A 14799-nucleotide genomic window follows, 5' to 3' on the forward strand; every position below is an offset into this window, starting at 1 on the left:
GCGGACCACCCTCCAGCGATGGTGGAGAGCGGGAGTGCCACGTCCTTGCAACCGCCCCGACGCGGTATGCCACCCTGAATCGTCGGCGCCTTGTCGCCCCATGACAGGCTATCTTCAAGGTTCCCCATACCGGTAGACGGAAAGGAGTACTCCCATATGAGCGACAGGAATGCCTACGAACAGAAGCTGCGCGCCAAGCTGGATGAACTGCAGGCCGAGGTGGACAAGCTGAAGGCGCGGGCCCGGGGTGCCGAGGCCGATGCACGTATCGAGCAGGAGAAGGAGGTCGATCGGCTCGAGGCGAAACGTGACGAGATGCGCCAGAAGCTCGACGAGCTGCGCCATTCCAGTGACGACGCCTGGGACGACGTCAAGGCCGGCGCGGAGCGCGCCTGGGAGTCTCTGAGTGACTCCATCAAGTCCGCCCGCTCCCGCTTCAAGTGACCCTGCCGGGAGCCCCCCTCAGGCAGCCGCCCTGCCTCGATGGGACGCTCCCGGAGGATCAGCTTTCCCCCAGCGCCAGGCGCACGACCTGCTCGGCATGGATTTCCGTGGTGTCGTAGAGCGTGACCGCGGTATCCCCCGCCTGAATCAAGAGTCCCATCTCGGTACAGCCCAGAATCACTCCCTGGGCGCCTCGCTGGGCCAGGGAGTCCACCACCCCGAGGTAGGCGACTTTCGATTCAGGCTTGATCACCCCCTGGCAGAGTTCCTGAAAGATGACGGCGTGAATCACCTCCCGCTGCGCCGCATCGGGTACCAGCACCTCGATGCCGCGCGCCTCGAGCCTTTCGCGGTAGAACGCCAGCTCCATCGTGAACCGGGTTCCCAGAAGCCCCACGCACGTCACGCCGTCGCTCGCCAGTACGCTGGCCGTGGCATCCGCGATATGCAGCAGGGGAGCCTCTACCACGCGCTCTATCTGTGGGGCGACCTTGTGCATGGTGTTTGTGCAGAGCACGAGGAAGTCTGCCCCGGCGGCTTTCACCGCCTGGGCCGCTGAGCCGAGGATCTCGGCGGCGGCGTCCCAGTCGCCACGGAGCTGCAGGGGCTCGATCTCGGCAAAGTCGACGCTGTAGAGCACCAGCCTGGCCGAGTGCAGACCGCCCAGTCGATTTCTCACCTGCTGATTGATGAGGCGGTAATAGGTCTGGGTCGATTCCCAGCTCATGCCGCCGATCAGCCCAATGGTTTGCATACTCCCTCCCCACTCCCTGCGGCCGATAGGGGTACGTCCCCGATTACCCGCCCGTCCCCGATTACCCGTTTGTCAGGCTAGCAGAGATCGCTCGGCCGATAGGGGGTACGTCCCCGATTACCGATCTCCGCACCCGATCACCGCAACGGCTTGCGGTAGCGCAGTTCATGCAGTTCCTTGCCGCCGAGCCGGAGGGATGCCCGGCGGCCATCCGGCGAGTAGCCGAGCCGTGCATAGAAGCGCCGCGCCCGCTGGTTCGCCTCGAGCACCCAGAGGCTGGCCAGCCGGTGGCCGTCCCCCGCCAGCCGCCGCTCGGCGGCGGCCAGCAGCGCCCGGCCCACACCACGCCCCCACTGCTCGGCCCGCAGGTAAATGGCGTAGACCTCTCCGGCATCGGCGGCGTCCTCGTCGCGACTGGGTCCCATGGCGACCCAGCCCACCACGCGGCCACCGGCCGCCGTGGCCACCAGGGTGCCGCCCGGCGTGGCCGCCAGCGAAGCGAGCCAGCGTCGGGTGAAGCGCATCGCCGAGAGTCGCCTCAGGTAGCCCTCGGGCACGATGCCGGCATAGGCATCGTGCCAGGCGCCCACGTGGATGCGGGCGATGTCGCGGGCGTCCCTCGGGCCGGCGTCACGGATCACGGCGGCAGGTCCACGGACGAATGGCATCGGCAGGCGTCTCCCCTGTAGCAGGCATCGTAACGGAGCCGGCATGGCGACTCCGCCAGCCTAGCATCCCGGGACGATCGCTCGCCCGGGAACGGTCGGCAGGATAGCGGTCCAGCACGTATGCTGAGGGCCTGTGAGGACCAAAGGGGAAGGACCCACCATGTCATTGATGTTCAAGCCGCGCCGGCGCGGCGGCAAGTGGCCCACGCGCCTCGCCTGGCTGGCGGTGATCCTGCTGATCGTGGCCGCCCTGCTGTTGGGCGGCGCGGGGCCGGCCTACCGGCTCGACCTGGTGTCGCTCTCCACCTCCTTCGCGTGGCTGCGTCAGGGCGCGCATCTGGCGATCGGCGCCGGCGCGGTGGGGCTGGTGGCGCTGGTCGTCGCCATGGTCTGCCGGCGCTGGCGGGTCGCGCTGGTGGGTACCCTGGTGATCGTCGCCGGGGCGAGCCTGGTGGCGCTGCCGGCCCAGCTGATGCAGCTCGCCCGCAGCGTGCCGCCGATCCACGACATCACCACGGACCTGGAGAACCCGCCCGCCTTCGAGGCCCTGGTGACCGCCCGGGAGGCGGCGCCCAACGCCGTGGCCTACCCTGGCGAGGCCACCGCCCGCCAGCAGCGGACCGGCTACCCGCGGCTCGGGCCGCTCACCCTGGACGCCACGCTCGGCGAGGTCCGGGCCGCCGCCGAGGCCATGGCCCGGGAGCTGGGCTGGGAGATCGCCGCCGTCGAGCCGAAGCGGATCGAGGCCACCGCCACCACCCGCTGGTTCGGCTTCCGGGACGACGTGGTGATCCGCCTGACGGAGACGGACGACGGCGTAAGGGTCGACATGCGCTCCGCCTCCCGGGTCGGCAAGAACGACCTCGGCACCAATGCGGCGCGCATCCAGGCCTACCTGGAGGCGCTGGGTCGGCGGGTCGATGGCACCACCGCGCCGTGAAACGAATTGCGAATCGCACGCAAAGGCAGTCTCAACCATATGAATTTAAAGGAAAATTTGACCAGCGACGCGGTTCTGCCTAGGATACCGTCCTGACATCCCCTGCGCCAGGAAAGGATCCCCATGAAAGGCAACCCCGAGATCATCGACGCCCTGAACGGACTGCTCGCCGCCGAACTCGCCGCCATGGACCAGTACTTCATCCATGCCGAGATGTACGCCGACATGGGCCTCAACAAGCTCCACGAGCGCATCGCCCACGAGTTCGACGACGAGAAGGGCCATGCCAAGCAGCTGATCGAGCGGATCCTGTTCCTCGAGGGCAAGCCCGATATCCACACCCGCACCCCGGTGCGCATCGGCCAGGACGTGGAGGAGATGCTCGCCAACGACCTGCAGCTGGAATACGAGGTGGGCGACGCCCTGAAGGCCGCCATCGCCCTGTGCGAGCGGGAGCGCGACTTCCAGACCCGCACCGTGCTGATGCCGCTGCTCACCGACACCGAGCAGGACCACGCCTACTGGCTGGAGCAGCAGCTCCGGCTGATCAGGCTGGTGGGCCGCGAGAATTACCTGACCGCGCAGATGTGAGCTGACGCGGCGAAGCCCTCGGCCCAGTCGGGCGACTCCTCGTGTCAGGGGGGCGGCGTCACCAGGCGCGGGGTGGAAAGGGAGCGATGGTGGCGTGCTCGGCCGAGACCATCATGCCTCTCCGCCGCGAGGCTCGCCGCGCCCCGCCAGCGCGCGCCGGAACTCGTCCCGCCAGGCCTCGGCGTGGGCCGAGGGATCGGTCGGGAAGCGGCCCAGCTCCACGGCGAGGTCGAAGAAGCCCTGCGCCGGCAGGCCCTCGCCTCGCCGGCTGACCACCAGGGCGGCGATGAAGGGGCGCCCCCGGCGGGCGTCCTCCCCCATCAGCGCCTCCAGCGCCTGGGCGACGCGCTGGATGGTCCGCGGCGGGGCGAGCCCCAGCGCCTCGGCGAGCTGCTGGTAGGTCATCGGCAGCAGGCTCTCGGGGGCCAGCTCGAGCACCCGACGGGCCCGGACGGCGAGGGCCGCCGCGGGGTCTGGCGTTGTCATGGCGGTGTCTCCTCTGGGGGGCCGGGTGGCGGGGCGGCTCAGGCCAGGGCCTCGGCAATCGCACGCTCGCCGTCCAGCAGGTGGAACTCCCGGTCGACCAGCGCCCGCGCCTGCACCAGGTGCAGCAAGGCATGGGCCACGTTGGCCCGCGACACGGTGTTCTCGCCGCCGCTCTCCTCCAGCGAGGTGGCGACCCTGCGCGTGGCGGGCGCGTCGGTCAGCCGCCCGGGCTTGAGGATCAGGTGCGGCACGCCGGCACTGCGCAGGTAGGCGTCGGCGGCGAACTTGGCGGCCATGTAGGGGCGCAGCTTCTCCGGTGCGGCCTGGGGATCCTCGGCGCGCAGGGCGCTGACCATCACGAAGCGCGAAAGCCCCAGCTCGCGTGCCAGGTCGACGGCGCGGGTCGCGGCGTAGAGGTCGATCAGCAGCGTCTTGTCGGGGCCGGTGTGGGGGCCGGAGCCGGCGGTGAAGAGCACCTGGTCGCAGCCCGCGAAGGCGTGGCGGAAGTCGCCCTCCAGGTCGGCCACCACCGTGTCGATGCCGCGCTCCTCGAACCAGGCGCGCTGCGCCTCGCGGCGGACCATGGCCTTGATGGGCACCCCGGCCGCCTGGGCCAGCTCGCAGAACTGGCGGCCGATCTGGCCGTTGGCGCCGATGACCAGTGTCGTCATGCTGCTTCCTCCCTGTCGGTTGCCTGTCGCGGACCACTCGGTAGACGGCGCGTCGCGCGGAAACGCCAAGCCTAGCATGAAGGATAGGCCGACTGGCCTGGCCGGCGGCGGCCCGGTGCCGTAAGCTGCCACGCCATGCTTACCGCACCCCAGCGCAACGAGGAGCGAGCCCCGTGAACCCCGAAGACCTGGAACGGCTGGTCACCCTGCGCATGCCCTTCGGCAAGCACGCGGGCACCCTGATCGCCGACCTGCCCGGCCCCTACCTCAACTGGTTCGCCCGGGAGGGCTTTCCCGAGGGGCAGATCGGCCGGTTGCTGCAACTGATGCACGAGATCGACCACAACGGGCTGAGCGAGCTCCTCGACCCCCTGCGCCGGGATACCTGAGCCCCCAGACGACGAGGTTGCCATGCTGCGTATCTCCAACACCGTGGAGCTGGTCGAGCACGAGATCGAGATCACCCAGATCCGCGCCCAGGGCGCGGGTGGGCAGAACGTCAACAAGGTCGCCTCGGCCGTCCACCTGCGCTTCGACATCCCCGCCTCCAGCCTGCCGCCCTTCTACAAGGAGCGGCTGATGGCGCTCTCCGACCAGCGCATCAGCAAGGAGGGGGTGGTGATCATCAAGGCCCAGAGCCACCGCACCCTGGAGCTGAACAAGGAAGACGCCCTCGCCCGCCTGCGCGAGCTGATCCGCCGCGCCATCAAGCAGCAGAAGGCCCGCAAGCCGACCCGCCCCACCAAGGGCTCCCAGCGCCGTCGGGTCGACAAGAAGGTCAAGAAGGGCAAGACCAAGGCGCTGCGCGGCAAGGTGAAGCCCTAGGCAATGTCCGAAAATTGCCTGCGCTCGATCGAGGCCGACGGGCGCCCGGTCCGACGCCTATAGTGACTCGTGACGTCCCTTCATTCGCAGGAGATCGCCATGAGTGCCGACAAGACCCCGGGCGGCCCGGACCTGGCCGCCGGCATCGAACTGAGCGAGCTGGCCGAGGGCGAGATGATCACCGGCCATGTCGGCGAGAAGGCCGTGCTGCTCGCCCGCAGCGGCGGCGACTTCCACGCCGTCGGCGCCCGCTGCACCCACTATGGCGCGCCGCTCGGCGACGGCCTGATCGTCGACGATACCCTGCGCTGCCCCTGGCACCACGCCTGCTTCAGCCTGCGCAGCGGCGAGGCCCTGGCCGCCCCGGCGCTGGACGGCCTGGCCTGCTGGAATACCGAGGTGGTCGGCGACCGGGTGATCGTGCGGGAGCGTGCCGAGCCCGGGCCGAAGCGTCACCCGGCCCGCTCGCCGTCCTCGGTGGTGATCGTCGGCGGCGGGGCGGCCGGCGAGGCCGCCGCGGAGATGTTGCGCCGCCAGGGCTACACGGGGCCGGTGACGATCGTCAGCGATGATGCGGCCCCGCCCTGCGACCGCCCCAACCTCTCCAAGGACTACCTGGCCGGCACGGCGAAGGCCGCCTGGCTTCCCCTGCGCGGCGATGACTTCTATGCGCAGCACGACATCACCCTGCGGCTCGCCACCGAGGTGGCGGCGATCGAGCCCGAGGCCTCGCGGCTGCGGCTCGCCGACGGCGAGATCCTCGGCTACGGGGCGCTGCTGCTGGCCACCGGCGCCGAGCCGGTGCGCCTGACGGTGCCCGGTGCCGAGCTGCCCCACGTGCATACCCTGCGCAGCCAGGCCGACAGCGAGGCGCTGATCGCCGCCGTCGAGGCCGGCGCCCGGCGCGCCGTGGTGGTCGGCGCCAGCTTCATCGGCCTCGAGGTGGCGGCGTCGCTGCGCGAGCGCGGGCTCGAGGTGCGGGTGGTCGCCCCCGAGGCGCGCCCCCTGGAGCGGGTCCTCGGCGAGACGCTGGGCGACTTCATCCGCGGGCTGCACGAGTCGAAGGGGGTGGTCTTCCACCTGGAGGAACGCGTGGCGGGCATCACCGCCGACGCGGTCGAGCTCGAGGGCGGCCAGCGCCTCGACGCCGACCTGGTGGTGGTGGGCATCGGCGTGCGCCCGCGCACCGCGCTGGCCGAGGCGGCGGGCCTCGCGGTGGACGATGGCGTGTGGGTCAGCGACACCCTGGAGACCAGCGTGCCGGGCATCTATGCCGCCGGCGACAGCGCCCGCTGGCCGGACCCGATCAGCGGCGAGCGCGTGCGCATCGAGCACTGGACGGTGGCTCAGCGCCAGGGGCAGCGCGCCGCCCGCAACATCCTCGGCGCCGGCGATGCCCGGGCCGCCGTGCCCTTCTTCTGGAGCCAGCATTACGATATCGGCATCAACTACGTGGGGCATGCCACCCACTGGGAGCGCATCGAGACCGACGGCGACCCCGCGGCCCACGACTTCACCGCGCGCTTCATCGCCGAGGACCGCCTGCTGGCGGTGGCGACGATCTTCCGCGACCGGGAGAGCCTAGAGGCCGAGGCGGAGATGGAGGCCCGCCTGCGCGCGGACCGCTGACCCGCAGCCCCCCGATCGCCCCGGGCCGGGGAGCCCCGCGGAGGGCGCCCCGGTCCGGGCCACTCGCGCTCAGGCCACCCGGGCGATCACCCGCTCCCTCGGCCAGCGCACCTTCTTGAGGCCGGCGAGCCAGTCGGCGTCCGCGTCACGGTAGCCCAGCGCCACCACCACGGCGCTGCGCAGCCGGCGCGCCTCCAGGCCGAGCACGGCGTCCAGGGCCGCTGGGTCGAAACCCTCCATGGGCGTGGCATCGACCCGCTCCAGGGCGGCCGCGGCCAGCACCATGCCCATCGCCAGGTAGGCCTGCTTGGCCGCCCAGTGCCGACGGGCCTCGGCGGTCTCGAAGCCATTGACCACGCCCTTCAGGGTGTCGCGATAGCCCGCGAGGCGCGGCTCATCGAGCCCGCGCTCCCGGGCCATCAGGCGGATCAGTTCATCGACCTCGGTCGCCCCGCTCGTCTCCCAGGTGGCGAACACCAGCAGGTGCGAGCATTCGCTGATCTGGGGCTGGTCGAAGGCGGCGGGCCGACAGCGCTCGCGCAGCGCCGGGTCGTCGACCACCACCACCGAGTAGGGCTGCAGGCCGTAGGAGGACGGCGCGAGGTGGGCCGCATCGAGGATGCGTTCCAGGGTGGCCTCGGGAATGCGCTGGCCATTCATGCGCTTGGCGGCGTAGCGCCAGTGCAGGGCGGTATCGAGGGACATGCGGTGACCTCCGGGGGTGTCAAGGGAACGGGCTGGCATCAGGGACGTGCAGAGCAGGACGCCTCCGGCGCGGGCCTCGCCGGCCGGGTGGCGCCGCGCTGGAAGATCAGGGTGCCGGCGACCACCAGGCCGGCGGCCAGCGCCAGGTTGGGCGGGGTGGGCTCGCCCAGTACCAGCACGGCGACGGCGGTGCCCACGGTGGCCGCCACCGTGCCGATCTGGCTGAGGTACACCGGACCGGCCAGTCGCTGGAGGATGAAGAAGAATCGGTAGAGCACGGTGAACACCGCCACCTCGAGCCCCAGCAATCCGAGGCCCGCCGGCGAGGCGAACAGCTCGCCGAGGCGCCCGGGTTCCATGGCCAGGCTGAACGGCAGCAGGGTCAGGGCGGCCCCGGCCAGCACCAGCGCGGTCAGGTACACCAGCGGGACGTCCGCCGGCCAGCGCAGGGTGCGATAGATGTTGCCCAGGGCCAGGGCCAGCGGCATCAGCAGGACCAGCAGCGACCAGCCCAGCGGTCCGCCGCCGGTGCCGGCCTTGGAGAGGGCCAGCACGATGCCGCCGGAAAGCCCCAGCAGCACGCCGACCAGGCGATCCCCGCGCAGGGGCTCGAGGCGCAGCAGCACGGCCAGCAGCCAGGTCACCAGGATGGGGAAGGCGAAGCTCAGCGAGATGAACCCCGCCCCCACGTGGCGCACCGCCAGGAAGCCGAGCGCATTGGGCAGCGCCAGCAGGCTGCCGGCGACGGCGGCATACTCGAGCACCCGGCGATCGAGGCGCCACTCGCCGCGCCTGGGCAGTGCGATCAGCAGCAGGCAGCCGCTCGCGCTGGCAAGGGCCGCCATCAGGAAGGTCAGGCGTGGCAGGACCGCCGCATCGGCGAACTTGGCCACGGTCAGCGACATGGCCAGCAGGGTCCCCACCAGCAGCAGGCAGCCCAGGGCCTTGAGCCCGCGGCGATCGCGGCGCTTGTGTCCGACGAGGGCGTTGGTCATCCTTGTGCTCCTATAGCTTGGCATCGTGTATCACGATAAAAAGAATCTTAGTATCAAGATAAATAGGTAGCAAGCCCCCATGAACCGAGTCAGTGTTGCGATCGACCAGTGGCGCCAGGAAATGCCCGACCTGGACCTGCTGCCCATGGAGCTGACGGCGCGGCTGACCACCGTCGGCCGGCACCTCAGCCACCAATACCTGGAGCCCTTCTTCAAGGCCCGCGGCCTGCAACCCCGGGAGTTCGACGTGCTGGCGACCCTGCGCCGGGCCGGCGCCCCCTACGCGCTGACCCCGACCCAGCTCTTCGAGGTGCTGATGCTCTCGTCGGGGGGCATGACCAACCAGTTGGATCGCCTGGAGAAGGCCGGGCTGATCGCCCGCCAGCCCAATCCCGCCGACCGGCGCAGCATGCTGGTGACCCTGACCGAGGCCGGCCTCGACCTGGTGAACGAGGCCCTGCCGCAGCACGTGAACAACGAGGCCCGGGCGCTGGCGACGCTGAGCCGCGAGGAGCAGCGGACCCTCAATGCCCTGCTGGGCAAGCTGCAGGACGGGCTGGAGGCCAAGGCGCCCGACTAACGGCAGACCCGGCGACAGGACACCGCTGGACACCCCGGGAGGCATCCCCTACCCACGACCGGCCGGGGATGCGGATACCGGCGAAGGCGTTCGGAGGGACCATCCGGTCATGGGGGAGCGCGTTTCGGGCCGTGAGCCGCCTGCCCGGCGCTAGGCCGCATCGATGCGCTTGGTCATCAGCAGCCAGTCGCCGCCGTGCTTGCCGCCGGGGTAGGGCTCGATCGGCAGCGAGGCCGTCTCGCGGAAGCCCTGGTGCTCGTAGAAGGTCCTGGCCACGTGGTTCTCGGAGGCGACGATCAGGCTCATCTCGGTGCAACCGGCGGCGATGGCCGAGGCCTCGGCCTGGGCCATCAGCAGGCTGGCCACGCCCCGGCGCCGCGCCGCCTTGTAGGTGGCGATGGCATTGATATACCAGCTGCCCGGCGCCTGGGCCTCGAGGCGCAGCAATGGCTGGACGACGCGCGGACGGTCGTCGAGGTCATCGAGGTCGTAGGGGGCCGGCAGCCGGTAGTCCAGGATCATCCCCAGCAGCCTCTTCTTCTGCAGGCAGACCTTGGCGTGCCGGTAGCTGAAGCCGCCCTCCTCCCGGGCGGCGCGCTGCTCGCCCACGTCCATCGGCGTCTCGTTGCCCGTGACCATCTGCCCCCACAGGTACTCGGGCAAGCCCTCGCCCGCCAGGTTGATCAGGTAGGCCAGGTCCCTGGCATGGGCCTTGGTGGCATCACGAATGTTCATCTCACCTCCCGGGCGACTGCCCGACGCCGGTTGCGCCGGCTGGCGCCCCTGCCGTCCCCCGTGCGGGGCGACTCTTCACGCTAGAGTAGGGACCACGATGGCCCGCGGGAATTCCGAGGGACGTCGTTCCGATATGCTCCGTCATGGGTTCCATGCCCAGGCCTGCTAGCTTGAAGAAAGGCCCCTCCTGGAGGATCGGCACATGAGCGACGCCTTCGACCTGACCGACGACCTGGGACCGGAGAAGGTCCTCTACCTGCATGATCCCGCCACCCGGCTGCGCGCCATCCTGGTGATCGACAACGTCGCGGCCGGCCCGGCGATCGGCGGGACGCGCATGGCCCCGGACGTGAGCCTTGAGGAGTGCGCCCGTCTGGCCCGCTCCATGACGCTGAAGAACGCCTCGGCCGGCCTGCCCCACGGCGGTGCCAAGGCGGTGATCTTCGCCGATCCCCGCATGCCCACCGCCGACAAGGAGCGGCTGATGCGCGCCTACGGCTACGCGATCCGCGAGATCACGGACTACATTCCCGGCCCCGACATGGGCACCGACGAGATCGCCATGGCCTGGGTCCACGACATGACCGGCCGCGCGGTGGGCCTGCCCCGGGAGCTCGGCGGCATCCCCCTGGACGAGATCGGCGCCACGGGCTTCGGCCTGGCTGCGGCCATCGAGGAGGCCCAGACCCACGGCGGCTTTCGCCTCGCGGGGGCGCGGATCGCCATCCAGGGCTTCGGCGCGGTGGGCCGGCACGCGGCGCGCTACCTGGCCGAGCGCGGCGCCGTACTGGTGGCGGTCAGCGATTCCGCCGGGACCCTGGTCTGCCCCGAGGGCCTCGACGTGCAGGCCCTGATCGACTGGAAGCACGAGGGCCACGCGGTGGCCGAGTTCCGGGACGGCGAGGCCCGCGATCGGGAGGCCATCATCGATGTCGAGTGCGAGGTGTGGATTCCCGCGGCGCGACCGGATGTGCTCCACGAGGGCAACGTGGACCGGCTCCGGGCCAGGGTGGTGGCCGAGGGCGCCAACATCCCCGCGACCGAGGAGGCCGAGCGCCGACTCGCCGAGCGGGGCGTGCTGGTGCTGCCGGACTTCATCGTCAACGCCGGCGGCGTCATCTGCGCCGCGGTCGAGCACGCCAACGGCAGCCAGGGCGAGGCCCTGGCCCGTATCGAGGAGCAGATCCGCCACAACCTCGACGAGGTGCTCGGCCGGGCCAAGGCCGAGGGCCAGCTGCCGCGCGCGGCGGCGGTGCAGATGTCGCGGGAGCGGGTCTGCACCGCGATGCGCTTCCGCCGGCCCTGGTGATCCCGGGATAGGGAGCGTCCAGGCGTCGAGGCAGGACGCCTGGAAGTCACCGGTCGACAGGGGAGACTCAACCCCTAGTGATGCGGGCCCGGTCGTCACCGGGCCCGCGGTCATGAGAGGCCAGCGTGGCTGGACTACTGGAAGGTATCGCAGACGGCCGTCAGGGCGGAGGGATCGTGGCTCTCCACATGGGTGGTGGCCTCGCCGCCCGCCTCGATGGCCACGCTCCACTGGTGGTCGTTTTCCATGGGATCGCAGTTGCCGGCGTTGCCGCCGCCGAAGTTGGAATCGATCCAGTAGTGGACGGCGTAGCTGCCGCCCTCCTGCAGCACGCCGGGGAATTCGAACGAGAACGCCGGATCGCCGTCGGCGGAGACCTCGCCGGTCTTCACGGCGATGGTCTCGCCGCTGGCCGTGTCCACCAGCGCCGCCTGGACCGCCTGGCCGCCGTGCGGTCCGTTGAAGCTGGCATCGCCCTGGAAGGTCAGGTCATGGCCCTCACTGGCCAGGGCCGTGCCAGCCACCAGAGGCAGGGCCAACAGCAGGCCCCGTCCAAGGCATGCCGCGGAAAACATCGTGGTCGTCATGGTGCACCTCCCGAAGGGTGACGGATGAACGTGAAGCCCGAGGGCTGACTCCAGCATAGTGCCCCGTGCCGAAGACGCCACGCCGACGCTCAACACGATGCGGACGCCCGGGGGCCTGGCGGTGTGCATGCCGACGGCTCGACGAGATTCAAACAACCGTTTGCATTTCCGGCCGAGCCAGCTAGGCTGTTTATCGAACACCGTTTCAAAACCCCCTCACCATCGACGCCGCCGCGAGGTTCGCTGATGGATACGCATTCGCTACTGATTCAGGTCCTGTTGTATGTCTTCCTGCCGCTGTGGGGCATCGCCGGCTTCGTCGACTGGTGCTGCCACCGGGCCACCCGCATCGAGGCGACCTCGGGGCTCAAGGAGTCGCTGGTCCACTCGCTGATGGGCGTGCAGGTCGGCATTCCGATCCTGCTGTGCCTGCTCTACCCGGCCGGGTCCACGGCAAGCCCAGCCGGCTGAAGCGGCGCATCCTCGAGTCCAATGGCATCCGGCAGCGCCACTACGCCATCGACGCCGAGCATCGCACCACCATCGGCAACGGCGCCATGGCCGCCCGGGCCGGCGAGGACTGTCTGCAGGGGCTGATGCGCATCTGGTTCGATTTCGAGCGCCAGCTGGGCCGCGTCCCCGTGATCCAGCGCCTCGAGCGCGGCCGCTTCCCCCTGGAGGACTATCGCCGGCTGCTGCTGCACCTGCGCCAGCAGGTGGTGGAGGGCGCGCGCTGGATCACCCGCGGTGCCTCGAGCTTCGATCGCGACTTCGCCGACGTACGCTCGCTGGTGATCGAGCATGTCCGGGAGGAGCACCGCGACTACGAGCTGCTGGAGGCCGACTACGTGGCAGCCGGCGGCGAGCGCCGGGCCATCGTCGAGGGCGAGCGCAACGCCGGCAGCGAGGCCCTGCACGCCTTCATGATGTACCGGGCGAGCCAGCCCAACCCCGTGGACCTGATCGGCGCCATGTGGATCATCGAGGGACTGGGCCAGAAGATGGCTGCCGACTGGGCGCGCCGAGTCGAGGCGGCCACCGGCGGCGATGGCGGCCACACCCGCTTCATGCGCTATCACGGCGAGAACGACGACGCCCACCTGGACAAGCTCTATGCCCTGCTCGACCGGGTCTGCCGCGACGCGGCCGACCGCCGGGCCATCCTGCGTACCGCCCGGGTCGTGGCCCGGCTCTATGCCTTGCAGCTCGAGGAGGTGGACCATGACTAGCCGTCGCAGCCCCTTCCTGCGGGCCCTGGAAGTCGATGACTCGCTGCCCATCGAGCCCGAGGCCATGCGCCAGTGGCTCGCCGATCTCGAGCGCCCGACCCGCTGGTGGCTGCGCCCGCTGCTGCAGGGGCTGCTGGGGGCGCTGCTGCATGTGATCTGGTTCCTCAAGCGACTGCCGCTGCCGCAGTTCCGGGCCCACGGGCTGCTGCAGCGGCTGATCTGCTGGTTCTGCACCCATGCGGTCAGCCCCGAGGCCAACCTGCTGATCCTGCGGCACTTCGCCACCGAGTCGAACGTGATCAACTTCCTGGTGGACAACGGCGAGGTGGCGGACATCGCCCCTATGACGCTCTACCCACGGTGTATCCGGGACATGCGGGAAGCGACCTTCGTCGACCACGACCAGGAGCTGTTCCGCGCCTTCGCGGCAATGGGCCACTGGCGGCCGCGCCCGGCCCCGCTGGCCACGGAAGCCCTGCGCTGGACGCACTGGCGGCCGATCGCGATGGCGGACTTCAGGGTCCGCCGGCGGCGCACCCAGGTGCTGGACTTCGAGAGTGCCCATGGGCTGTTCATGTGCCTGTTCTGCCTGCTGCTGACCCGGGAGGAGTACCGCGACGCCATCAACGGCTTCAACCTGGACCAATCGCTGGCCATCCGCATCGGCCAGCTGATCGGCGACCCGAGCCTGGCCGAGATGGCCTACAACAAGTACCCGCATTACCTGCTGGGGCCCTGGAACCTCGGTCAGCGCTTCCTGATGCATGGCTTCTTCACCGAGTACCTGTATGCGCGACTGGAGCGACTGCGACTGGCGGCGACAGCATCGCCTCGCGCGGCACAGCGCCCGGTCGGCGGCGAGCGTCACACGGCGTGACATTCCCCGGGGCCTTGGCCATATTATCCGGGTGCGCCACGCGCACGGACTCTCATCGCAAGGGAAAAGGGATTATGTCGATCTATCGCAAGGCTGCGCTCGTGGCCCTTCCACTGCTGTGTTACACGGCGGGTGCCCAGGCCCTGGACTGGGAAGCCACCCCATCCTACGGCACCGTGAACCTCGTCTCCGGGTTCCAGCCCGACCCGCACCGCACCAGCCTCAGTGCGGGCGGCAACCGCTCCGCCGGCGAGGCGGGTCCCAACTGCAGCGGCCACGTCAGCGACAAGCCCGACCTGGACCTCAACTACGAGGCCGGCCAGCACGTGCTGAGCATCTTCGTCGAGTCCCCGGCCGACACCACCCTGGTGGTCTACGACGGCGCCGGCAACTGGCACTGCAACGACGACTACTCCACCGCGGCCGGCACCAATCCGGGCATCAAGTGGCACAACCCGCCATCCGGCAACTACAACATCTGGGTCGGCACCCATGCCGCCGGCGAGCTGCAGGACGCCACCCTCAACATCTCCGAGGCCAGCCCGTCCTGGGGCGCCAGCGGCGCCAGCTCGGGAAGCAGTGCCGGCGGCATCGAGTGGGGCGACAACACCAGCCGCTGGGCCAACGACGGCGAGTGCGACGATCCACGCTTCGGCGGCCCCGGGGTGCACTCGCTCAACATCGACGAGGACCGCTACCACGACGCCAACGACTGCCGCGGCCTCTACGAGCAAGGCCAGGTCTACCTGAAGTGAGCCCGACGATACCCCGCTG

Annotated in this window: 20 protein-coding genes; 12 read left to right on the forward strand and 8 right to left on the reverse strand. The window is 70.2% G+C overall.

The features are described 5' to 3' along the window. Window positions 1-156: 156 nt before the first annotated feature. Window positions 157-444, forward strand: coding sequence for a coiled coil domain-containing protein (locus OCT48_RS16335; protein WP_263590190.1), 288 nt, complete (start codon window positions 157-159; stop codon window positions 442-444). A gap of 58 nt (window positions 445-502) precedes the next feature. Here the strand turns inward: OCT48_RS16335 and OCT48_RS16340 are convergent, their stop codons facing one another. Beyond that, window positions 503-1198: an aspartate/glutamate racemase family protein gene (locus OCT48_RS16340; RefSeq protein ID WP_263590191.1), complete on the reverse strand. Its 696-nt coding sequence runs from the start codon at window positions 1196-1198 to the stop codon at window positions 503-505. Between the two features lie 137 nt (window positions 1199-1335). Next, entirely contained in the window at window positions 1336-1866 is a 531-nt protein-coding gene (locus OCT48_RS16345; protein ID WP_263590192.1) for a GNAT family N-acetyltransferase, read from the reverse strand. A gap of 160 nt (window positions 1867-2026) precedes the next feature. On the opposite strand from OCT48_RS16345, the gene OCT48_RS16350 reads away from it, so the two are divergent. Both OCT48_RS16350 and bfr read left to right on the forward strand, forming a co-directional pair. Beyond that, window positions 2027-2806 carry a DUF1499 domain-containing protein gene (locus OCT48_RS16350; protein ID WP_263590193.1) on the forward strand — a complete coding sequence of 260 codons (780 nt, stop codon included), beginning with the start codon at window positions 2027-2029 and terminating at the stop codon, window positions 2804-2806. Between the two features lie 123 nt (window positions 2807-2929). Then, entirely contained in the window at window positions 2930-3397 is a 468-nt protein-coding gene (gene bfr / locus OCT48_RS16355) for a bacterioferritin (protein WP_263590194.1), read from the forward strand. Between the two features lie 111 nt (window positions 3398-3508). Here the strand turns inward: bfr and OCT48_RS16360 are convergent, their stop codons facing one another. Then, window positions 3509-3883, reverse strand: a complete 375-nt coding sequence (locus OCT48_RS16360; RefSeq protein WP_263590195.1) for a hypothetical protein — start codon at window positions 3881-3883, stop codon at window positions 3509-3511. A 38-nt stretch (window positions 3884-3921) separates the two neighbouring features. Further along, window positions 3922-4554 carry an SDR family oxidoreductase gene (locus OCT48_RS16365; protein ID WP_263590196.1) on the reverse strand — a complete coding sequence of 211 codons (633 nt, stop codon included), beginning with the start codon at window positions 4552-4554 and terminating at the stop codon, window positions 3922-3924. A 173-nt stretch (window positions 4555-4727) separates the two neighbouring features. Between OCT48_RS16365 and OCT48_RS16370 the strand changes: the two genes are divergently transcribed. From OCT48_RS16370 to OCT48_RS16380, 3 genes are all read left to right on the forward strand, one after another. After that, window positions 4728-4943: a DUF3820 family protein gene (locus OCT48_RS16370; RefSeq protein ID WP_263590197.1), complete on the forward strand. Its 216-nt coding sequence runs from the start codon at window positions 4728-4730 to the stop codon at window positions 4941-4943. Window positions 4944-4965: 22 nt separating this feature from the next. Continuing rightward, window positions 4966-5379, forward strand: coding sequence for an alternative ribosome rescue aminoacyl-tRNA hydrolase ArfB (gene arfB, locus OCT48_RS16375; RefSeq protein ID WP_263590198.1), 414 nt, complete (start codon window positions 4966-4968; stop codon window positions 5377-5379). 99 nt (window positions 5380-5478) lie between these two features. Beyond that, window positions 5479-7008: an FAD-dependent oxidoreductase gene (locus OCT48_RS16380; RefSeq protein WP_263590199.1), complete on the forward strand. Its 1530-nt coding sequence runs from the start codon at window positions 5479-5481 to the stop codon at window positions 7006-7008. 69 nt (window positions 7009-7077) lie between these two features. On the opposite strand, the gene OCT48_RS16385 is transcribed toward OCT48_RS16380, so the two are convergent. Together OCT48_RS16385 and OCT48_RS16390 are read right to left on the reverse strand one after the other, a co-directional pair. Next, entirely contained in the window at window positions 7078-7713 is a 636-nt protein-coding gene (locus OCT48_RS16385) for an NAD(P)H-dependent oxidoreductase (protein ID WP_263590200.1), read from the reverse strand. 38 nt (window positions 7714-7751) lie between these two features. Then, complete coding sequence (locus tag OCT48_RS16390; protein ID WP_263590201.1) at window positions 7752-8708, reverse strand: DMT family transporter; 957 nt, start codon at window positions 8706-8708, stop codon at window positions 7752-7754. 79 nt (window positions 8709-8787) lie between these two features. Here OCT48_RS16390 and OCT48_RS16395 point away from each other — a divergent pair, with 79 nt between their 5' ends. Next, a complete protein-coding gene (locus OCT48_RS16395; protein ID WP_263590202.1) occupies window positions 8788-9288 on the forward strand; it encodes a MarR family winged helix-turn-helix transcriptional regulator in 501 nt (166 codons plus the stop codon). 150 nt (window positions 9289-9438) lie between these two features. On the opposite strand, the gene OCT48_RS16400 is transcribed toward OCT48_RS16395, so the two are convergent. Beyond that, complete coding sequence (locus OCT48_RS16400; protein ID WP_263590203.1) at window positions 9439-10023, reverse strand: GNAT family N-acetyltransferase; 585 nt, start codon at window positions 10021-10023, stop codon at window positions 9439-9441. Window positions 10024-10225: 202 nt separating this feature from the next. On the opposite strand from OCT48_RS16400, the gene OCT48_RS16405 reads away from it, so the two are divergent. After that, the gene (locus tag OCT48_RS16405; protein WP_263590204.1) at window positions 10226-11332 is read left to right on the forward strand and encodes a Glu/Leu/Phe/Val family dehydrogenase; all 1107 of its coding nucleotides are present in this window, start codon (window positions 10226-10228) and stop codon (window positions 11330-11332) included. 134 nt (window positions 11333-11466) lie between these two features. Here the strand turns inward: OCT48_RS16405 and OCT48_RS16410 are convergent, their stop codons facing one another. After that, window positions 11467-11919, reverse strand: a complete 453-nt coding sequence (locus OCT48_RS16410; protein WP_263590205.1) for a hypothetical protein — start codon at window positions 11917-11919, stop codon at window positions 11467-11469. 246 nt (window positions 11920-12165) lie between these two features. On the opposite strand from OCT48_RS16410, the gene OCT48_RS16415 reads away from it, so the two are divergent. The 4 genes from OCT48_RS16415 (at window position 12166) to OCT48_RS16430 (ending at window position 14780) form a co-directional block, all read left to right on the forward strand. Beyond that, window positions 12166-12390, forward strand: coding sequence for a hypothetical protein (locus OCT48_RS16415; protein ID WP_263590206.1), 225 nt, complete (start codon window positions 12166-12168; stop codon window positions 12388-12390). Next, window positions 12345-13148, forward strand: coding sequence for an iron-containing redox enzyme family protein (locus OCT48_RS16420; RefSeq protein WP_263590207.1), 804 nt, complete (start codon window positions 12345-12347; stop codon window positions 13146-13148). Before OCT48_RS16415 ends, OCT48_RS16420 begins: the two co-directional genes overlap by 46 nt. Next, window positions 13141-14025, forward strand: coding sequence for a DUF6999 family protein (locus tag OCT48_RS16425; RefSeq protein ID WP_263590208.1), 885 nt, complete (start codon window positions 13141-13143; stop codon window positions 14023-14025). The genes OCT48_RS16420 and OCT48_RS16425 overlap by 8 nt, the downstream gene beginning before the upstream one ends. A gap of 101 nt (window positions 14026-14126) precedes the next feature. Further along, window positions 14127-14780, forward strand: a complete 654-nt coding sequence (locus OCT48_RS16430; RefSeq protein ID WP_263590209.1) for a hypothetical protein — start codon at window positions 14127-14129, stop codon at window positions 14778-14780. The last annotated feature ends 19 nt before the right edge of the window (window positions 14781-14799 follow it).

This window comes from Halomonas sp. M4R1S46, from assembly GCF_025725685.1.
GTDB lineage: Bacteria > Pseudomonadota > Gammaproteobacteria > Pseudomonadales > Halomonadaceae > Halomonas.